Source organism: Psittacicella melopsittaci (assembly GCF_003585925.1).
Lineage (GTDB): Bacteria > Pseudomonadota > Gammaproteobacteria > Enterobacterales > Psittacicellaceae > Psittacicella > Psittacicella melopsittaci.
In genome coordinates, this window is sequence record NZ_NRJH01000009.1 from 5032 (window position 1) to 30031 (window position 25000).

Genomic DNA, 25000 nt, shown 5'->3' on the forward strand with positions numbered 1-25000 from the left:
ATGAATAAGATCTACAAATTAAAATTTAATCGCAGTACGCTTTCTCTTGAAGTAGTTTCTGAACTAGCGACCAATTGTGCAACAGGAACTCTCAACAGCTCAGAGTCAAGAAAGCTCTTTAGCTTTAATAAAGTAAGTAAACTGCTAGGAGGCTTACTACTTACCATGCCTCTAGGAACTGCTTATGCAAGTTCTTTTGCAGATGCTACTATTATTAATGGTCAGGTTGAAATTGTTACTAAGGACTTAGTAACTACCATTACTAACAGTAATGGTGCGATTATCGAATGGCAAAAATTTAACATAGGCAGTAATGAATTAGTTAGATTTATCCAAGAAAGCTCCAATTCTGCAGTACTTAACCGAGTGCTGGGCGGTAGCGTGTCTCAAATTCTCGGTACCTTAGAGTCAAACGGTAAAGTATTTATCGTTAACCCAGCAGGTATTGTTTTTGGAGCAAATTCGGTAGTAAACGTGCAATCTTTAGTTGCTTCAACGCTAGATATTAGCAATGACGACTTTATTAACGGCAACTACGTATTTAATCAAGAAAAAGACCAAGCAATTGCAAGTGTCCTTAACCAAGGGGTTATTAAAGTAAAAGATGACGGTACTTTAGCTCTGGTTGGGGGTAAAGTAGTAAACACAGGTGTACTTGAAGCAAAAAACGGTACTGTTTACTTACTTGCAGGGCAATCAATTACCATTCAAGATTTAGACAATCCATTAATTTCTTACAAGGTTACTGCGGATAACAAAGCGGTTAACCTCGGGGAAATTGTCTCTAAACGTGCCTATTTACTGGCAAATAAAGTGGCTGTAGGTTACACTACCGCTAGCCCTTTTACGGACTTAATTTCTTCCCAAGACTCAGCTCGTAAAGCAACTATTACCGCAAACGGTGAAGTAGTACTTTATGGAGCTTCCGAGTCAGATACTCTCCTTAATACTAATTTAAACGATAGCCAAATTGCTGCTCAAACGACCAACCAAACTGGAGCAGTAGTTCTTACAGGCACTATTAATGCTTCCAATGCCACTGGCAAGGGAGGCAATGTTAGCGTGCTTGGAGATATGGTTTACTTAGGTAGTCCTGCGGTTATTGATGCCTCAGGTAAACAAGGTGGACAAGTGTATCTTGGTGGTGATGATAAAGGTGCAGGGGAGAAAAAACTTGCAGCTAGAACTGTAGTACAAAATGGGGTAGAACTAAACGTTTCAGGTACAGAGCAAGATGCAGGTAAGATCATTGCTTGGGGTAATATTGCCTATTACGATGGTTCCTATGCAGCTACTTCAGTATATGGGGATGGTGGTCTAGTAGAAACATCTGGTTCTACTTTAGACTTAGCACCAGATCTCTATGTAGATACGCGTTCTAAATATGGGAATACAGGTAACTGGTTACTTGACCCTAACTCTATGGTTATTATAAACGATACGCCAAATTGGGATGTTGTATACGATAGATATAAGTTTAGATTCAGTAATATTCATATCAATGATGATATTACTGGATGTGCTTCCTTTAATGTTCGTCAAGCTACAAAAGGTAACAATGAGTATACTTTTATCTATGCTAGCCAGATAAATGCTACTCTAGCAACATCTTCGGTATCTCTTACGGCAAATAACCAAATCCAATTCTACTTTCTTGATCAGCATATTAATACTACCAACCCAAATAGTAACCTAAATATCTATGCTCGTCATGTACAGTTTTTTAATAGTAATATGACCGTAGCAGGGACTATTAATGTTTACAATCCAGATATTTGGTTCCTCTTTGAGGGGGCTAATGTTACTGCAGGGGCATTTAATGTCTATAACATAAGAGCAGCAATCCAAATTCACTATAGTAGAGTGACCACTACTACAGGAAGCATGGTGTTTAATAACTCTAACTATGTTGATGTTAAAGATGCAATCCTAACTTCTGCTCAGGACATTATTTTAAATACTTCTCATAACATCATTAATGTTGGTAACTCCAACTTTACTGCTCCAGGGCAAATTTTTCTTCGCAGTCGTGGTTCTATAAATATAACCAATACCACAGACACAGGCTTTGTTCCAGCCTTCCCTGTTGTTAATACCTTTACCGCAAGTACAGTTAACATTACTACGGGAAATAGCATTAATATTTCGAATCGTAGTTTTAACACCACAGGTGACACCCTAATTTGCACTACTAGTTCTAGTGGGGTAGTAACCATAGGTGACGTGAGTTGTTTTACTGCTCAAAATCTCTTAGTTTGTGCATCTAAAATCAACCTCAATAAAACGGCAGTAACCGATGTTACAGGACAAGTTTGCGTTACTGTTACCACTAAACAAAGCAATAGCTTCTCGGAGCTAGAGTTTAAAAATGTTAAAAATGCTAACTTTGCCGTAAACGGTGGCTCATTATCGATTAATAGCTCTAACCTTACAGGTGATGCTACTAGCTCGGGTGATTTCTTTTTAAGAAATACTGCAACTAATACTGATGTATTTAATGTTGCCTTAAATAACACTAGCGTAAATAACTATAGTGTGCATCCAATTCGTGCTAACACAGGGCAATATAACCTTGATTTAGACAATGTTACTTTCAATAATGTTAAAGAAGTAAACTTTACTCTTGGCACTGCAAGTAAATTAAATGCCACTAACTTTAATGTAACTGCTTCTGCTAACTACACAGATACATTTTTAGAAAAAAGTTACAACGGAGCAAATATTTCCGCAGCTAATGTAACTTTACTAACTAGTCGCAGCAACAAGCAAAACTTTGTTAATGCAAGCTTTACGGCTGTTAATAACTTTACTGCTAACTCAACTTGTACAAGTCTGTCTAGCCAAACAACTACCTTTAGTAATGTAAATATTAGTGCAGGCAATCAAGCAAGCTTAAATTGGACTAATACATCAGTAAACTTCTCGAACTTTAGTCTCAGTGCAGTTAACAATGCAACTGTAAACTTTAGTATTATCGAGGCAACTAGTGCAGGTGAGGCGAGCCCAACAAAAATTGATGGCTTTAATGTAACCTCAAGCCAGCAAAACGTAGCTGTAAACCTCTGTACTACAGGCACCGTAGGTACTGCAACTAACCTCACATTTAATAATAGCCATTTAAAAGCAGGCGAGAATGTTACCCTCACGGCTGTAATTACCGCAAGTGGACCAAAAAATAACTTTAGCCTCATCTATAACCATGGCTCTATTGAGGCAGGTAAATACGCTAAAGTGATTAACAACCTCGATGGTACAGTTATTTTTGATCACACAGGGGTTAAAGGTGAGAGAATTAATGTTCAAACCCAAAATGCCCAAGATATTACCCTGTTAAACTCGAACTTTGTTTCGACTTTAGCTGCAGGTAATGATGGCAAAGAACCAGCAATTACTCTTAATACAAGTAGCAAGCTCGATATAGTTAACTCAAATGTGGTTGCGCAAGCTAACATTATCCTTGGTGGTGATAATGCAAGCGTAAAAGAAGTTAATGTAGTTGAAGGCTCTAATATAGCTTCAACAGAAGCTAATGTAACTCTAACTACAGGTTGTGGTACAGTTAACCCAAACACCATTAACTTAACCAACTCAAGCCTTTATGCGAAAAACAATGTTACTCTGTATCAACATACTGGTGACTTAAATGTAACTGGCTCTAATTTAACCTCAACCCAAGCTAATGTCTCAATTCAATCTGTAGATAGTAACTTTGCTTTAAACGGCTCTAATGTTTCAGCAGGGCAAGCGGTTACGGTTATCTCAGGAGCAGACCATGCTGGACTCCTAAATGTAAGTAAAAGTAACATTAGCTCGGGGTCGGGAGATGTTAACATCCAAATTGGTAATGCAAGTAGCATTAATATTAGCGAATCTAACATTACCTCAGCGTCAAACATTAACGTTTCTTCACAGTATGTGAATGTTGATAGCTCAAATTTAGCAGCTCAAGGTGAGTCTAACTCAGACCTCAACCTCGGTAATACTAGCACCGAAAATACAAGCATTAACGCAAGTAATCTGAGCTCTAAAGCTGGTAACGTAAGTGTGGGCGTTAAAGATAATGTTAGTGTTAATAACTCTAACTTTAGTACAGGGTTAGATTTAAATATTACCGCTCCAAACAACCTGAGCTTAACTGGCGAAAATAACCAGCATAAAGTTGGTCGTCACTTAAATATTACCGCAACCAATATTAAAATTCACGGACAAGCTTTTAATGTCGGGGGCAATGCAACTGTTGAGGCAACAAAACAAGCAAGCCTGACTAATACTAGCATCCGTGCAAATAAAGCAATTAATGTAACGGCACCAGAAAAGGTTACTGGTACCCTTCTCAACCTCACTTCCACTGAGGGCGGGGTAACTATTGCCGCAAATAATGTAACCTTAACTCATGCGGTGGTGAATGCTGCTACTTCTGCAAGTCTTACATCCAAAACTGAGAACCTCACCTTAACTAATACAAGTGTTACTGCCGTAACGGGGAATATTGACGCTCGTGGACAAGAAAATCTCATTCTTATAGATTCAACTCTCCACTCTAAAGCAGGAGCTCACCTCAATGTAACGGCAACTACAGGTTATATTAATGCAACTAATAGTAATATGGTTGCATGGCAAGGGGTGGTTAATGTAACTGTGGCTAAAGACTTTAATGCCCACAACTCTAACCTTACGGCAAAAGATAATCTCGAAGTTAAGGCAATTAACATTAGCTTAAATAACACTCAAGTTTATGCTCATGGTGATAAAGCAAATGTAAGCCTAACCGCAAGTAATAATCTAAGTCTAGTAAATAGCACTAGTGTTATCTCGCAAGGTAATGTTACTTTAACTGCACCAGAAGATGTTACTCTCAGTCAAGCAAGCCTTAGTGCGGTAGATAATGTAACAGCAAAAGCAGGCAATAACCTTACTTTTGTATCTACGGCAATAAAAACCCAACAAGGGGATATTAGCCTTCTCGCGGAAAAAAATGTTATAGGTTATGCTACGGCAACGCATAAATCTGAACTAAAAACTAGCCAAGGTAATGTTACAGTTACGGCAAAATCTGGTTATGTAACCCTACCATATGCAGAAATTGAAGCAGGTAAAACTGCACAAATTACTGCTACTGCTCCTATTAACCTCAATGCCTCAATTGTAAAAGCGGGCACTGAAGTTAATGTAACTACGAGCCAAGGAAATATTTATCTAGTAGGCTCGAACCTAACAGGGGCAGAGGCTACAGGTAAAGTTGTAGTTAATACGGCAGCTGGTGGACTTATTGCCCATAACGCTAATATCTCAGGATATAGTGTTGATGTAAATGTAAGTGAAGATATTAACGCAAATCACGCTAACTTTGCGAGTAGAGATAGCCTAAATTTAGATGCCGTAAATATCAACCTTGCGGGAACTAACGTTAAGTCAACAGAGGGACAAATTACTTTTGCGGCGAGTAATAACCTTAATGTAAGCGATAACTCTAATATTGCAGCTTCTACTGGCGTTAATTTCTCGGCAATTAAAATAAAAGTAAGCGATACCAATGTAAGCACAAGTACAGGTTATATTGCTCTAGGTGATCAAACTACAACTCATGTAGATCTTACAAATTCTAACTTAAATGCTACATCGGGAGCTGTATCTGTGGGGGCAAGTGCGTTTGTTAATGCTTCGGCAACAAATATTAATGCAGGGAAAGAAGTTAACCTAAGTTCACCAACGGGAATTGTTAATATTTCTCAGGCAAGTAAAATCCGTGCCGAGCAAAGTATTAATCTTACCGCCCTCAATGTGTCCTTAAGTGGAGGCTCGGTATTAAATGCAGGTACTACTATTGGTATTAATGCCACAGAAGATAGAGTAACTTTAGATAATGCTACTTTAGTGGCACAAGACTCTATTGAAGTTAAAGCGGTAAACCAAATTACAGGAGAAAAGGTTAACCTTACTTCAAGTGGCAATAGCATTGCTCTTGCAACTAAAGATATCAGTCTAAACGATGCTAAGGTAAATGCTTCGACTTCGGTTAACCTCAGTGCTACTAACAACCTGAGCTTAAACCAAGCTCAAGTTAAGGCTCTTACTGGCAACGCTAACCTTAATGCCCAAAATAATGCCACTTTAACTGCAACGCAAGTGCAAGCTGGTGCCCATGCCTATGTTAATGCAACTACGGCTGCAAGCTTAAGCAACAGCCAAATAAATGCAACCTCTAGCCATGTAACTGCTCCAGTAGTAAATGCAACTCGCTCGGTAATTTCTGGCGTGGATCTAGTTAATGTAAGTGCTACTACTGGTGACCTTAGCTTAAATGGAACTAACCTTACAGCTCAAAAGCGCCTTGAAGTTAACACCCCTAAAGGTAACCTCAAAGCGGAAAATTCTAATCTGAGCGCTGATGCAGCAACCTTTAAGGTGGGACAAAATATAGATGCAGCTAATAGTAGCATTTTAGTTAATAAAGCTCTGACCCTCGAAGCTATTTACATTAACTTTAGTAATACTCAAGTTAAAGCAAAAGAAGAGCAAACACATGTAAATGCACAAGAAAATCTGAGCATTAGCAATGGCTCGGCAATTGAGGGTACTAGTGCTTGTTTAACTGCGACTAACATTAAAGTAAACAAGGCTACTATTACCGCAAGCGCAGAAAATATTACTCTTTGTGCTACTAATGCCGTGAACTTAACTACTCTTAGTTCCCAAGCAGCGAATCATACTTTTGTGCGAGGCACAAATATAGATGTAGCTTCGAGCACGCTCGTAGCGAGCCAAGGAGATATTTCCTTAGGTAATCTGAGCACCCAAGCGACCAACCTGAGCTCGACTAGTCTAACCTCAGGGAAGGATGTAAGTGTAACTGGCAATAACGGTGTTAATCTCTCTGCTACTAGCATAGATGCTGGACAAGATATTAACCTCAGTGTGCCACAAGGGACAGTGAATATCTCTAACTCTCAAAACATCCAAGCAGGTAGATCTATTAACCTCACTGCTCTGCAAGTGAACCTCAACCAAGCGGGGTTAACGGCTGGTACTACTATTGGTGTAAATGCGACAGCTACTAATGTAGATGGAAAAAATACTTCTCTTGAAGCAGGACAGTCAATTGAAGTTAAAGCTAACAAAGGTAATGTTACAGGTCAAGCTTTTAGTCTCACTTCCCGTGGGGCTGGGGTAGCTATTGCCACAAATAATATCAGCCTTACCGATTCTACTCTTACAGCTGAGACAGAGGCAAACTTAACTGCAACTAATAATATTAGCTTAGCTAACTCTAGTGTTAACTCTAACAGCACTAATGTTGAGCTAACTGCAGGAGAAAACCTCAAGCTTGACAAGAGCAATGTTGCGGCTAAAGGGGAAAATAGCCAGATTAACCTCACGGCAAAAGCAGGTAACTTAAGTAGCACTAAAGCCAATATAAGTGCGGAAAAAGGTAGCATTAATGTAACTGTTGCCCAAAATGTTACGGCAAGTGAATCTAATTTTACGGCAGCCAAAGACTTAAATGTTACAGCGATTAACATAGACTTAAATAACACATTAATTAATGCTACAGGCACTCAAGCTAATGTTAGCTTAACTGCTAGCCAAGCTTTAGAAGTAACTAACCAAAGTAAGATTAACTCAACCGCTAACACTAGCCTCAAGGGTAAAGTTGTAAATATCACTGACTCTAAAGTTCAGGCTAGAAAAAATGCCAAACTTGAATCAGCAACCAACTTAAACTTAACTAACGCTAGCGTTAACTCTAGTACAGGTAATCTCGACCTCATTGCTGCTAATGACGTTAATTTAAATAGCTCAAATGTAGCAACTACAGGCGAGGGAGCGAGCATTAATATTACTGCTTCTACAGGTAGCCTAAATGCAACTAATGCTAATGTAGCAGCTAACCAAGGTAAAGTAAATGTTAAGGTTGCTAACAATGTAAGTGCAACTACGAGCAACTTTACTTCCCGTGATAGCCTCGAGATTAAAGCAAAAAATATTACTCTCGACCAAGCCAAAGTAGCAACTACAGGTGATACTTCTGATATTACTTTAACGGGAGCAAATAATTTAACTATCACGAGCAAGAGCGAAATTAACTCGGCAGGTAATGCTAGCTTTACTGCAATTAATGTTACTCTAAGCAACTCAAACGTAAAAGCGACGCAAGATGTTAATGCGAGTGCAACTAATAATTTAACTTTCACTGCTACGCCAATTAGCTCAGAACAAGGTGACATTAGCTTAACGGCAGAAAATAATGTATTTGGTGAAGCTACGGCAGATAGTAGATCTCAAGTTACAGCAACTAGCGGTAATGTAAGTATTACGGCGAAAACTGGTAATGTAACTCTACCTTATGCAGATATTAACGCAGGTAATAGTGCTTCGATTAGAGCGCAAAAACAAGTTGAGTTAACTAACTCAGTTGTGAAAGCGAGCAAGGAAGTTAATGTAACTGCAACTACAGGCAACATTAATGCCGTAGGTACTAACCTCACTACAACTGCAGACAAGGGTAAAGTAGTTGTGAATACTACAGAGGCAAGCTTAATTGCAACTAATAGCAATATCTCTGCTCACACCGTAGCAATTAATGTAGGTAAAGATATCAATGCAACTAATACAAACATTAGTAGTACTGCAGATCTAGACCTTAAAGCGAATAACATTAACCTCAACAACACTAAAGCACAAGCAAGCCAAGGTAAAGTTAATGCAACGGCTACAGCAGAGTTAAATATCTCTAATAACTCTGTAGTTTGTGGTACAGATGTAACTCTGGCTGGTAATAACGTAACAGTTAGCCAAGCTACAGTTAGTGCAACAGGTGAGAACATTACTATTGCTGCAACTAAAGCAGTTAACTTAACAAGCACTACCGCTAAAGCAGCTAACAATACCTTTGTGCGTGGTAGCTCAATTGATGTAACTGAAGGTACTTTAGAAGCAACTAAAGGTGATGTGTCAGTTGGGGATGGAGCTACGGCGAGAACTAACATTACTGGAGCAACCTTAACTGCAACTGCAGGTAATGTAAGTGTAAGTGGTAATGAGTTTGTTAATGTTTCTGGAACTAGAATTAAAGCTCACCTAGACATTAACTTAAGTGCTCCGCAAGGTACAGTTAATATTACTAAGAACACTAACTTACGTGCTGACCGTTCGATTAATGTAACGGCACAAAACGTAAGCATTAAGAACACAGATTTAAATGCAACTGCAACCATTGGTGTTATTGCAACGCAAAACAATGTAGAGGCAGATAATGCAACTCTAGTAGCAAACGGCTCAATTGAAGTTAAAGCTGCTAATGGCAAAGTAATTGGCCAAACTCTCAACCTCACTTCCCGTGGGGCTGGGGTAGCTATTGCCGCAAATCAGGTAAATCTAACTAATACAACGGTTAATGCAAGCGATAAAGCTAACCTTAGTGCAACAACTAACCTGAGCTTAACTAGCACTAGAGTTAACTCAGTAAATAAAGACGTTGAACTTAACGCTGGTAAGAATATCACCCTTGATAACTCTAATTTAAGTGCTAATGCCCAAGGTGCTAAGGTTAATCTAAGTGCAACTCAGGGTAACCTCAGTACAACTAATAGCAATATTAGTGCAACTCAAGGTAGTATTGCCGTAACTGTAGGTAAGGATGTAAATGCCTTAACCTCTAACCTCACAGCTCAAGAAAGCCTAGCTGTTAATGCTAATAACATTAACTTAAATAACACAAAAGTTAATGCTACTGGAGCTAACTCTAATGTAAGTCTCACGGCTAATGCGAGCTTAAATGTAACTAATACAAGTAGCATTGAAGCTACAGCTAATGCAAGCTTAAAAGGTAAATCTGTTAACCTCACTAACTCAAGTGTTAAAACACAAGAAAACGCTAAATTAGAGGCAACAACTGACCTTAACCTAACAGGTTCTTGCATAACGGCAACTAAGAATGTAACTGCAACCGCAGGTAATAACTTAACCTTTACCGCTACTCCAATTAGCTCGGCACAAGGTGACATTAGCCTAACTGCGCAAAATAATGTATTTGGTAATGCGACAGCTGAGAACAAATCTCAAGTTACAGCAACAAATGGTAATGTAAGTATTACTGCTAAGTCTGGTAATGTAACTCTACCTTATGCAGAAATTAACGCAGGTAATCGTGCTTCGATTAGTGCAGAAAAACAAGTAGAGTTAACTAACTCCGAAGTTAAAGCAAGCAATGCAGTTAATGTGAGTGCAACTAGCGGTGACATTATTGCCACAGGTACTAACTTAAATGCTACGGCAGCTGACGGTAAATTATTAGTAAACACAGAGCAAAGTAACTTTGTTGCGACAAATACTAATCTAGCGGCAAATACTATTAGCGTAAACGTTGGCAAAGACATAAATGCAACTAATAGTAACCTCACTAGTACTAATAGTTTAAGTCTCCAAGCAGGTAACATTAGCCTCAATAACACTAAAGCTCAATCAACGAGTGGAGATGTAAACCTAGAAGCTACAACTAACTTAAATGTAACTGATGCTTCAGAGGTTGCAGGAGCTAATGCAAGCTTACGTGGAGCTCAAGTAAATGTTAAACAAGCAACTCTTACTGCAACAAGTGAGAACATCACTATTGCTGCAACTAAAGCAGTTAACTTAACAAGCACTACAGCTAAAGCTGCTAACAACACCTTTGTACGTGGTAGCTCAATTGATGTAACTGAAGGTACTTTAGAAGCATCTAAAGGTGATGTGTCAGTTGGTGATACAAATACGGCGAGAACTAACATTACAGGAGCTACTTTAACCGCAACTGCAGGTAATGTAAGTGTAAGTGGTAACCAGTTTGTTAATGTTTCGCAAACTAAAGTTAATGCAGGTAAAGACATTAACTTAAGTGCTCCGCAAGGTATAGTTAATGTTAGTGAGACAACTAACTTACGCGCTGAACGTTCGATTAACGTAACGGCACAAGAAGTTAAACTTAAAGATGCAGTTCTAAATGCTACTGATAGCATTGGCGTTAATGCAACTAGCAAAGACTTCACAGGAGAAAATACAACTCTAGTAGCAGGTAAATCAATTGAAGTTAAAGCTGCACAAGGCAATGTAACTGGCCAAACCCTAAACCTCACTTCCCGTGGGGCTAGGGTAGCTATTGCCGCAAAAGATGTAAATCTAACGAATTCAACAGTTAATGCTGCAGCAGAAGCTAACTTAACGGCAAGCAATAACATTAGCTTAACTAAAACTAAAGTTAACGCCCAAACTGGCAATGTTGACTTAAATGCAACTAACAATATCAACCTTGATAACAGCAATGTAACTGCTAAAGCACAAGATGCACAAATTAATCTAACTGCAAAAGCTGGTAACTTAACTGCAACTAACAGTAACATTACTGCGACTGCAGGTGGAGTAAATGTAACTGTCGGTAAGGATGTAACAGCAACTAACTCTAACGTTACTGCAGCTAATGCAATTAGCATTAATGCAATTAACATTACAGGTGCTAATACTTCAATTAGCACGACTGGTGCTAATGCAGACATTACTTTAAATGCAAGCAACAACCTCAGCCTCAGCGATAAAGCAAAAGTTGTAGCTAAAGGTAATGCAACGCTAAATGCAACTAACACGCTAAATGTAGATAATGCTACAGTTACGGCAGCTGCAGGTAACTCAAGCTTAAAAGCAAAAGACATAGCTCTAACTAATAGCACCGTAACTGCACAAGGTAATGCAAGCGTTAATGCCTCAGCTACTTTAACTGCAACTAACACTACAATTACAGCAACAACTGGTAATGCAACAGTTAAAGGTGCGGATGTTACTCTAAATAAATTCAATGTTACAGGAGCAATTAATGCAAATGTTTCTGCAACTAATGCCTTAACTGCAACTAACACATCAGTAACAGCTAAAACTGGTAGTGCAGATGTTAAAGCAAATGAGACTACCTTAACTAACAGCAGTGTATCTGCTCAAGTTAATGCAAGTGTAAATGCATCAGCTAACTTAAAAGTGACTAATACTACAGTTACCGCTACAACTGCTAATGCAGAAGTTAAAGGTGCAGATGTTACCCTAACTAAAGCTAAGGTTACAGGTGCAACTAATGCAAATGTAACTGCGACTGGTGAGCTTAATGCAACTAACACTGTAGTTAACGCGACTAAAGGTAACACCACTCTAACTGGTAATGAGGTTAACTTAACTAACAGCACAATTAGTGCTGAAGTTAATGCTAAAGTTGCATCAACTAACAAACTAAATGCAACTAATACCTCAGTAACTGCAAATAAAGGTAACGCTGAAGTTTCAGGTGCGGATTTAACTCTAACTAAAGCTAAGGTTACTGGTGCAACTAATGCAAATGTAACGGCTACTGGTGAGCTTAATGCAACTAACACTCTAGTTAACGCAACTAAAGGTAATACTAGTCTAACTGGTACTGAAGTTAAATTAACTAACAGCACTGTAAGTGCACAAGTAAATACTAAAGTAGTTGCAAAAGACAACCTTAACGCAACTAACACTACAGTTACGGCATCTACAGGTAATGTAGACCTAACTGCAACTAAAGACTTAAACTTAAATAACACTAATGTAGCTGCAAATGCTAATGGTGCTAAAGTTAACCTAACAGCAACTGCAGGTAGCTTAAATGCAACTAACAGCAATATTACGGCAACTCAAGGTGGTGTATCAGTAACAGTTAGAGACAATGTAACTGCTGCTGATAGCAACATTACTGCTAAAGAAGCTTTAGCTATTACTGCAAACAATATAGACCTCAATCACACTGAAGTTAATGCTACTGGAGAGAAAGCAGACGTAACTCTGACTGCTAAAGAGAACCTTAGCCTCAATAATGGTACAAGTGTTACTTCAACAGGCAATGCAAGCTTAACAGGTACAGATGTAACTCTAAGTGAAACAACTGTAACTGCAACTAAGAATGTAACTGCGACAGCAAGTAACAACCTAACCTTTACCGCTTCACCGATAACTTCTAAAGAAGGTGATATTAACCTAACTGCAGAAAACAATGTATTTGGTAATGCAACGGCTGATAGTAAATCTAAAGTTAGCGCAAGCAACGGTAATGTAAGTATTACCGCTAAAACTGGTAATGTAACTCTACCTTACGCAGAGATTAATGCAGGTAATCGTGCTTCAATTAGGGCGCAAAACAAAGTAGAGCTAACTAACTCGGTAGTGAAGGCAAATAATGAAGTTAATGTAAGTGCAACTACAGGAGACATTATTGCTACTGGTACTAACTTAACCGCAACTGCATCTACAGGTAAAGTTGTAGTTAACACCACTAATAGCAATCTTCTTGCTAATAACAGTAATATTGCCGCTAATAGCGTAAGTATTAATGTTGGTGAGAATATTAATGCGACTAATAGTGCGATTGTAAGTAACCAAGATTTAGAGCTTAAAGCGAAAAACATTAACTTAAACAACACTAAAGCTCAATCTAACCAAGGTGAAGTTAATGCAACTGCTAGCCAAGAGTTAAATATCACTAATGGTTCATTAGTTTGTGGTACAGCTGTAACTCTAGCAGGTAATAACGTAAGAGTTAACCAAGCTACAGTTAACGCAACGCGTGATAACCTAACCATTACCGCAAATGAAACAGTTAACCTAACAGGGGTTAATGCTTCAGCAAGCAATAACGCTCTAGTACGTGGTAAAACTCTAGGAGTAAACAACTCTAACCTAGCAACAACAACGGGAGACATCTCTCTCGGTAATGAGACTACGTCTACTACTGCGGTTACAGGCAGCAACCTCACAGCTACTGCTGGTAATGTAAGCTTACGTGGCAATAATTCTGTGAATGTTTCTGGTACACGTGTTAAAGCGGGTCAAGACATTAACTTAAGTGCTCCAAATGGTACGGTTAATATCACTAACAGTACTAACTTACGTGCTGACCGTTCAATTAACGTAACAGCACAAAACGTAAGCATTAAGAGCACCGTATTAAATGCAACTGAAACTATTGGAGTTAATGCTACTCTAAACAATGTAGATGCAGAAAATGCAACTCTAGTAGCAAACAAATCAATCGAAGTTAAAGCTAAAGGCAATGTAACAGGCCAAACTCTCAACCTCACTTCCCGTGGGGCTGGGGTAGCTATTGCCGCAGATCAGGTAAATCTGACTAACTCAACGGTTAACGCTAGCGAAAAAGCTAACCTAACAGCAACGACTAACATTAGCTTAGCTAACACAACAGTTAACTCAGAAAAAGCTAATGTTGAGCTAAATGCAGCTAACAACATTAACCTTGCTAACAGCAATGTAACTGCTAAAGCTGACAATGCTCAAGTTAATGTAACCGCAACTAATGGTAACTTAACCACAACTAACAGTAACCTAACTGCAACTGCAGGTAGCGTTAAAGTTCAAGTTGGACAAAACATTAATGCAACGAACAGTAACATTACTGCTCGTAATGATTTAGCTCTTAACGCGAAAAACGTTAACCTCAGCAACACCATCGTGAATGCTACAGGTGCAAAAGCTAATGTTACAGTTACAGCTCAAGCAAGCTTAGATGTAACTAATGCTTCACGCATTAGCTCTACAGCGAACACCACTTTAACTGGTAATAGAGTTAATGTAACTAACTCAAGCGTTAATGCAACACAAAACGTTAAACTTGAGTCAGCAACTGACTTAAATGTTACTAACTCTACGGTTAACGCAACTCAAGGTAATCTAGACTTATGTGCTAGCCAAAATGTTAACCTCAATAGCTCTAATGTTGCTGTAACTAATGACGGAGCAGTAGTAAATATTACCGCAACCTCAGGCAACTTAACCGCAACCAATACTAATGTGGCTGCTAACCAAGGTAAAGTAAATGTTAAGGTGGCTAACAATGTAAGTGCAACTACCAGCAACTTTACTTCCCGTGATAGCCTCGAGATTAAAGCAAAAAATATTACTCTCGACCAAACTAAAGTAGCAACTACAGGTACGGCTTCAGATGTTACTTTAACGGGAGAAAATAATTTATCTCTCACAAACAAGAGCGAAATTAACTCTGCAGGTAATGCTAGCTTTACTGCAATTAATGTTACTCTAAGCAACTCAAGCGTAAAAGCGACGCAAGATGTTAACTCGAGTGCAACTAATAATTTAACTTTCACTGCGACGCCAATTAGCTCAGCACAAGGCGACATTAGCTTAACGGCACAAAATAATGTATTTGGTGAAGCTACGGCAACAAGTAGATCTCAAGTTACAGCAACTAGCGGTAATGTAAGTATTACGGCTAAGTCTGGAAATGTAACCTTACCTTATGCAGAAATTAACGCAGGTAATCATGCTTCGATTAGGGCGCAAAAACAAGTAGAGTTAACTAACTCAGTAGTGAAGGCGAGCAATGAAGTTAATGTAAGTGCAACTGCAGGTGACATTATTGCTACAGGCACTAACCTCACCGCAACTGCAACTACAGGTAAAGTTGTAGTTAACACTACAAATAGCAATCTTCTTGCGACTAACAGTAATATTGCCGCTAATAGCGTAAGTATTAATGTAGGTGAGAATATTAATGCTACTACTAGTGCGATTGTAAGTAACCAAGCTTTAGAGCTTAAAGCGAAAAACATTAACCTCAACAACACTAAAGCTCAATCTAACTTAGGAGCAGTTAATGCTACTGCAACTTCGGCATTAAATATTACAAATAATTCTGTAGTTTGTGGTACGGCAGTAAATCTGGCGGGAGATACCGTTAAAGTTCAACAGACAAATGTTAATGCAACAAGTGAGAACATCACTATTACAGCAACTAAGGGCGTTAACCTAACTAGCACTACAGCAAATGCCTCTAACCACACCTTTGTGCGTGGTAGTTCAATTGATATTACTAAAGGTACTTTAGAAGCTACTAAAGGAGATGTGTCAGTTGGGGATGGGGCTACGGCGAGAACTAACATTACTGGTGCGACTTTAACCGCAACTGCAGGTAATGTAAGTGTAAGAGGTAATGAGTTTGTTAATGTTTCTGGAACTACAATTAAAGCACACCTAGACATTAACTTAAGTGCTCCGCAAGGTGCAGTTAATGTTAGTGATACAACTAACCTACGTGCTGAGCGTTCGATTAATGTAACCGCACAAGAAGTTAAACTCAAAGATAGCACCTTAAATGCAACGCAAACTATTGGCGTAGAAGCAACTAATAAAAACGTTACAGGAGAAAACACAACTCTTGTAGCAAACGACTCAATTACAGTTAAAGCAGCCCAAGGCAATGTAACTGGGCAAACTCTCAACCTCACTTCTCGTGAGGCTGGGGTAACTATTGCCGCAAATAATCTAACTCTAACTGATTCACGAGCAAATGCTACAACTAGTCTTGACTTTAAGGCAACTAATAACCTGAGTCTAACTAACACAGATGTTAAAGCAGTTACAGGTAATGTAGATCTCTCTGCAGAGAAAAACCTAGAGCTCAATGCCTCAAATGTAGGAGCTAATAATGACAATGCTCAAGTTAACCTAACTGCTAAAGAGGGCAACCTCAATGCTTCTAATGCCAATATTACCGCAACCCAAGGTAGCATAAAAGTAAGCGTTGGTCAGGATGTTAATGCCTTAACTTCGAACCTAACTTCAGAAGAAAGCTTAGCAATCAATGCTAATAACATTAACCTCAACAACACTAAAGTTGAAGTAACGGCACCAGATGCTGATGTAACTCTAACTGCAGTTAATAACCTCAGCCTCAACAATAAATCTAGCGTTACTTCTACAGCTAACGCTACCTTTACAGGTAAAGATGTTACTCTCAGTCAAACTACAGTAACGGCAACTAAAGAGGTTACAGCTACGGCAAGTAACAACCTAACCTTTACTGCTTCGCCAATTACTTCAGCCCAAGGTGATATTAAGCTTACAGCAGGCAACAATGTTTATGGTGAAGCTACAGCTTCGAGTAAATCAGAATTAAATGCCTTAAATGGTAATGTAAGCGTAAGTGCCAAAGCAGGTAATGTAACTCTACCTTATGCTCAAGTAAACGCTGGTAAACGTGCTGTAATCTCGGCTGCTAACCAGGTTGACTTAAATAACGCTCAGGTTAAGGCAAGCAATGAGGTTAACCTAAGTGCTACTAAAGGTAACATTATTGTTACAGGTACAAACCTCACAACAACTGCAACTGACGGTAAAGTAATCGTTAATGCAAGTGCTGCGAGCCTAATTGCAACTAATAGCAATATCTCGGCTCATGCCGTAGCTATTAATGTGAGTGAGAATATTAACGCAACTAATTCAAACATTAGTAGTAATGAAGATCTCAACCTCCAAGCAAAAAACATTAACCTCAACAACACTAAAGCTCAAGCAAGCCAAGGTGAAGTTAATGCTACAGCAACCGCAGAGTTAAATATCACTAATGGCTCTGTAGTTTGTGGTACAGATGTAACTCTAGCTGGTGAAAATGTAACGGTTAACCAAGCTACAGTTAACGCAACAAGTGAGAACATTACTATTACGGCAACTAAGGCAGTTAACTTAACAAGCACTACAGCCAATGCTTCTAACCACACCTTTGTCCGTGGTAGTTCAATTGATATTACTAAAGGCACTTTAGAAGCAACTAAAGGTGATGTGTCAGTTGGGGATGGAGTTACGGCGAGAACTAACATTACTGGAGCTACATTAAATGCAACTGCAGGTAATGTAAGTGTAAGTGGTAATGAGTTTGTTAATGTATCTGGGACTAGAGTTAAAGCCCACTTAGACATTAACTTAAGTGCACCTCAAGGTACGGTTAATATCACTAACAGTACCAACTTACGTGCTGATCGTACAATTAATGTAACGGCACAAAACGTGAGCATTAATAACACGGTATTAAATGCAGCAACAACTATTGGTGTTAATGCTACTCTCAACCATGTAGAAGCAGATAATGCAACTCTAGTAGCAAATACCTCAGTTGAAATTAAAGCTGCTCAAGGTAATGTAACTGCTACAGGTCTCAACCTCACAGTAAGTGAAGGTAGGGGAGCTATTGCCGCTAAAAACATAAACTTAAACAATGCAACTGTTAATACAGCAGACCAAGCTAACTTAAGTGCAAGCAATAACCTCAGCTTAACTAACTCTAAAGTTAACTCGGTAAATGCTAATGTTGAGCTAAATGCAACTAATAATGTTCACCTCGCTAACACAAATGTAAGTGCAAATGCCCAAGATGGCCAAGTTAGCATCAGTGCAACATCAGGTAACTTAACTACAACTAAAGCAAACATTAGTGCAACTCGTGGCAGTGTTAATGTAAACGTAGGTAACAATGTAAGCTCAACTACGACTAACATCACTTCGCGTGATAGCCTCGTAGTTAAAGCCCAAAACATTGACCTCAATAACACTACAGTTAATGCAACTGGTACTAACTCAAATGTTGAGTTAACAGCAAGAAATGCTCTAAACGCAACTAACGGCACAAGCATTAACGCTACAGGTAACACTAGCCTCGTAGCTCAAGCAGGTGATCTAACTCTGAGCGAGACTACAGTAAACACTACAAAAGGTAATGTAACTGTAGATGCTAAAGCTGGTAATGTAAGCTTTAGTGCATCACCAATTAACTCAGGTAACAACATTACGATTAATGCGGCTAAGAACATTACAGGTAAGGTTGTAGCAGAGAAAGGTTCTGAGTTAACTGCTGCACAAAATATTGTTGTTAAAGCAGGTGAGAACTTAACATTACCTAACGCAAGCTTAACGGCAACTGCAGGTAGCGTAGAAGTTACAGCAACAAATAACATTAACCTTGCAAATGCAAGTGCTTCAGCTGCTAAAGACATAGATGTGAAGTCCACTTCTGGAGCTATTCTTGCAACTAATGGTACTTATACTTCATCTGGAGCTAATGTTAACTTCACAGCTCTAGATACAACTAACGGTACCTTAACCTTAGAAAATGTTGCAGTGAAATCACCAACAGCTGGCGTTAAAGTAAGTGTAGGTAAAGACGTATGTGCAACTAACTCAAGCCTAACTTCTTACAATGCTATTGCTATTGAAGCAAATAACATCAGTGGTTCTAATACCTCATTTACCACTACAGGTGCTGATGCAAATGTTAGCCTCAAAGCAAGCAATAACCTCAGCTTAACCAATGGCTCTAAAGTAGTATCAACAGGTAATGCAAGCTTTAATGGTAATAATGTAACTCTTTGCACTACTACTGTAACTGCAGAGAATAATGTTAACGTTACAGCAACCAATAACCTCAGCTTCACAGCTTCACCAATCACTGCTAAAGCTGGAGATATTACTCTAACTGCAGAGCAAAATATCCAAGGTGTAGCAGCTGTAGATGGTAAGTCTGAGCTTAACGCAAGCAAAGGTAATGTAACCGTTAAGGCTAAAGAAGGTAACGTTTCTCTACCTAATGCTAATGTAACAGCAGGTAACCGTGCGGTAATCTCTGCAGGTAACCAAGTTGACTTAAACAGCTCAGTAGTAACAGCAGCAAATGAAGTTAATGTAACTGCTACTGCAGGTGACATTATTGCTACAGGCACTAACCTCACCGCAACTGCATCTACAGGTAAAGTTGTAGTTAACACTACAAATAGCAATCTTCTTGCGACTAACAGTAATATTGCCGCTAATAGCGTAAGTATTAATGTAGGTGAGAATATTAATGCTACTAATAGTGCAATTGTAAGTAACCAAGCTTTAGAACTTAAAGCAAAAAATATTAACCTCAACAACACTAAAGCTCAATCTAACCTAGGAGCAGTTAATGCTACTGCAACCTCGGAACTAAATATTACAGATAACTCTGTAGTTTGCGGTACATCAGTAAATCTGGCGGGTGATACAGTTAAAGTTCAGCAAGCAACCGTTAATGCTACAAGTGAAAATATAACTATTAAAGCTAACCAAGCTGTAAGCTTAACCGCTCTAAACGCTAATGCCTCTAACCACACTTTTGTGCGTGGTAGTTCTATTGATGTAACTGAAGGTACTTTAAAAGCTACTAAAGGTGATGTGTCTATTGGGGATGGAGCTACGGCGAGAACTAACATTACTGGAGCTACTTTAACCGCAACTGCAGGTAATGTAAGTGTAAGTGGTAATGAGTTTGTTAATGCTTCTGGAACTACAATTAAAGCTCACTTAGACGTTAACCTAAGTGCTCCAAATGGTACAGTTAATATCACTAACAGTACTAACTTACGTGCTGACCGTTCAATTAACGTAACGGCACAAAACGTAAGCATTAATAAAACCGTATTAAATGCAGCAACAACAATTGGTGTAAATGCTACTGTAAATAATGTAGATGCAGATAATGCAACTCTAGTAGCTAACCAATCAATTGAAGTTAAAGCTGCTAAAGGCAATGTAACAGGCCAAGCTCTAAACCTCACTTCTCGTGGGGCTGGGGTAGCTATTGCCGCAAATAATGTAACTCTAACGAGTTCAACTGTTAATGCCTCAACTTCAGCTAACTTAAGTGCAAGCAATAACATTAGCTTAACTAACACTAAAGTTAATGCTAAAACAGGCAATGTTGACTTAAATGCAACTAACAATATCAACCTTGAAAATAGCAATGTAACTGCGAATACAGACAATGCTAAAGTTAATGTAACCGCAACTAAGGGTAACTTAACAGCAACGAACAGTAACCTAACGGCAACTGCAGGTAGCGTTAAAGTTCAAGTTGGGCAAAACATTAATGCAACGAACAGTAACATTACTGCTCGTGATGATTTAGCTCTTAACGCGAACAACATTAACCTCAGCAACACAACTGTAAATGCTACGGGTACAAGTGCTAATGTTACAGTTACAGCTAAGGCAAGCTTAGATGTATCTAATTCTTCACGCATTAACTCTACAGCTAATACCAGCCTATCTGGTAAAGCAGTTAATGTAACTAACTCAAGCGTTAATGCATCACAAAACGTTAAACTTGAGTCAAAAACTGACTTAAATGTTACTAACTCAACAGTTACTGCAACGCAAGGTAATGCAGACCTTAAAGCAGAAAATAACGTGAACTTAATTGGTTCAAGTGTATCTGCTAATGGTAACGACGCTAAAGTTAATGTAACTGCGACTTCAGGTAACTTAACTGCAACTAACAGTAACATTACTGCGACTGCAGGTAGTGTAAATGTAACTGTAGGTAAAGATGTAACAGCAACTAACTCTAACGTTACTGCAGCTAATGCAATTAGCATTAATGCAACTAACATTACTGGTTCTAATACTTCAATTACTACTACAGGTACAGATGCTGACATTACTTTAAATGCAAGAAACAACCTAAGCCTCAACAACAAAGCAAAAGTTGAAGCTACGGGTAATGCAACGTTAACTGCAACTGACACGCTAAATGTAGATAATGCTACAGTTACGGCATCTGCTGGTAACGCAAGCTTAAATGCAAAAGATATTGCTTTAACTAACAGCACAGTAACAGCACAAGTTAATGCAAGTGTTAATGCAATAGGTACTTTAACTGCAACTAATGCTACAGTTTTAGCTAAGACTGGTGATGCAGATGTTAAAGGTAAGGATGTAACTCTAACTAACAGCAGTGTAACAGCTGACGTTAATGCTAGTGTTAATGCTACTGGTACTTTAACTGCAACTAATACAACAGTTAACGCTACAAAAGGTGATGCTGACGTTGCAGGTGCAGTAGTAACTCTAGATAAAGTAAATGTTACGGCAACTGCAGGTGACGCTACAGTTAAAGGTACAGACGTAACTCTAACTAAAGTAAATGTTACAGGTGCAACTAATACAAATGTAACGGCTACAGGTAGCTTAACTGCAACTGATACTAAAGTTAATGCAACAACTGGTAACGCTACAGTTAAAGGTGCAGGTGTTACTCTAACTAACAGCTGTGTAACGGCTGACGCTAATGCTAACGTAAGCTCAACTGGTGCTTTAACTGCAACTAATACAACAGTTAACGCTACAAAAGGTGATGCTGAGGTTGCAGGTACAGTAGTATCTCTAGATAAAGTAAATGTTACTGCAACTGCAGGTGACGCTACAGTTAAAGGTACGGACGTAACTCTAACTAAAGCAAATGTTACAGGTGCATCTAATGCAAATGTAACGGCTTCAGGCACTTTAACTGCAACTGATACTAAAGTTGACGCTACATCTGGTAACGCTACAGTTAAAGGTAATGGAGTAACTCTAACTAACAGCTGTGTATCTGCGAACACTAATGCTAACGTAAGCTCAACTGGTGCTCTAACTGCGACTAATACAACAGTTTCAGCTGCAAATGGTGATGCTGACGTTGCAGGTACAGTAGTAACTCTAGATAAAGTAAATGTTACTGCAACTGCAGGTGACGCTACAGTTAAAGGTACAGACGTAACTCTAACTAAAGCAAATGTTACAGGTGCAACTAATGCGAATGTAACTGCTACAGGTGCGTTAATTGCAACTGATACTAAAGTTGACGCTACAACTGGTAACGCTAACGTTAAAGGTGTAGATGTTACTCTAACTAACAGCTGTGTATCTGCGAACAATAATGCAAACGTAAGCTCAACTGGTACTTTAACTGCAACTAATACAACTGTTTCAGCTACAAATGGTGATGCAGACGTTGCAGGTACAGTAGTAACTCTAGATAAAGTAAATGTTACTGCAACTGCAGGTGACGCTGCAGTTAAAGGTACTGACGTAACTCTAACTAAAGTAAATGTTACAGGTGCAACTAATGCAAATGTAACTGCTACTGGTGAGCTTAATGCAACTAACACTGTAGTTAACGCAACTAAAGGTAACACCACTCTAACTGGTACTGAAGTTAAATTAACTAACAGCACTGTAAGTGCACAAGAAAATACTAAAGTAGTTGCTTCAGAAAATCTTAAAGCAACTAACACTACAGTTACGGCAACTACAGGTAATGTAGACCTAACTGCAGCGAAAAACTTAAACTTAAATAACACTAATGTAGCTGCAAATGCTGAAGGTGCTAAAGTTAACCTAAGTGCAACTAACGGTGACTTAACTGCAACTAATGCCAACATTACTGCAACCTTAGGTAGCGTAAACGTTACTGTAGGTAATAATGTTTCAGCTACAAGTTCGAATATTACTTCGAACCAAGCTCTAGAAATAGATGCTAGAAATATCGATCTAGATAGTACTGAAGTTAATGCAACTGGTACTAACGCTGATGTTAGCCTAACCGCTAAAGAAAACCTAAGCTTACGTAATGGTACAAGTGTTACCTCAACAGGCAATGCAAGCTTAACAGGTACAGATGTAACGCTAAGTGAAACAACTGTAACTGCAACCAAGAATGTAAATGCAACAGCAGGTAACAACCTAACCTTCACTGCTTCGCCAATTACTTCAAACGAAGGTGACATCACCTTAACTGCAGATAATAATGTTTACGGTGAAGCTACAGCTGCTAATAAATCACAATTAAATGCAGTTAAAGGTAATGTAAGCGTAACGGCACAAACAGGTAATGTAACTCTACCTAATGCTAATGTAAATGCAGGTAACCGTGCAGTTATCTCTGCAGGTCAAGGTGTTGATCTAGCATCTTCGGTAGTAACAGCAGCAAATGAAGTTAATGTAACTGCAACTGCAGGTGACATTAATGCTGTAGGTACTAACTTAACCGCAACAGCAACTTACGGTAAAGTTGTAGTTAACACTACTACAAGTAGCTTAATTGCGACTAACTCGAACATAGCTGCTAATGCAGTAGCAATTAATGTAGGTGAGAACATCAATGCAACTAATTCAAGCATTAGAAGTAATGAAGCTCTGAACCTTAAAGCAAATAACATTAACCTTGACAACACTTCTGCAGTGTCTGGTAAAGGTGAAGTTAACGCTACAGCAACCGCAGAGTTAAATATCACTAATAACTCGGTAGTTTGTGGTACAGATGTAACTCTAGCAGGTGCAAATGTAACAGTTAACCAAGCTACAGTTAATGCAACAAGTGAGAACATCACTATTGCTGCAACTAAAGCAGTTAACTTAACAAGCACTACCGCTAAAGCTGCTAACCACACCTTTGTCCGTGGTAACTCGATTGATGTAACTGAAGGTACTTTAGAAGCTACTAAAGGGGATGTGTCAGTTGGGGATGGGACTACGGCGAGAACTAACATTACAGGTGCTACTTTAACCGCAACTGCAGGTAATGTAAGTGTAAGTGGTAATGAGTTTGTTAATGTTTCAAGTACTAGAGTTAAAGCTGGTTTAGACATTAACTTAAGTGCACCACAAGGTACAGTTAATGTTAGCGATGCAACTAACCTACGTGCTGAGCGTTCAATTAACGCAAACGCACAAGAAGTAAAACTTAAAGATGCTGTACTAAATGCAACTCAGACTATTGCTGTTAATGCTACGCAAACTAATGTAGTAGCAAACAATACAACTCTAGTTGCAAATGACTCTATTGCTGTTAAAGCAGCTCAAGGTACTGTAGAAGCTGATAAGCTCAACATTACTTCTCAAGGTAAAGCTTATCTTGGTGCGACAAACCTCAGTCTAACTAACAGCAGTGTTACGGCAACTACAGCGACTAATTTAAGTGCTACAAGCAACCTCAGTTTAACTAACTCTAGTCTAACAACAACTGCAGGTAATCTTGAGGTAAGTGCTCAAGACAATATCAACTTAAATGACAGCAATGTTAGAGCTAATAGCCCTGATGCAAAAGTTAATCTAAGCGTAACTGTTGGTAACTTAAATGCAAACAATAGCAATATCACTGCTAGCCAAGGTAGTGTTAATCTAACAGTGGCTAATAATGTTAATAGCCATGCTTCTAACATTACTTCGCAAGAAAGCCTAGATATTGTGGCTAACAACATTAATGCCTCAAATACTATTTTTGCGGCAACAAATGCACAAGCTGATGTTAACCTAGAGGCTACTAATAACCTAAGCCTGAGCAACTCCAGCCAAGTTGTTTCTGCAGGTAATGCAAGCTTAACCG

At 38.8% G+C, this 25000-nt stretch carries 1 protein-coding gene (cut by a window edge); it reads left to right on the forward strand.

Annotated features, from left to right (window positions below):
* Positions 1-25000, forward strand: partial view of a hemagglutinin repeat-containing protein gene (locus tag CJP74_RS00965; protein WP_119496408.1) — the 5' portion only. 5471 nt of this gene lie beyond the right edge of the window; 25000 of the gene's 30471 nt are visible here — the first part of the coding sequence; it begins with the start codon at positions 1-3; its stop codon lies off the right edge, out of view.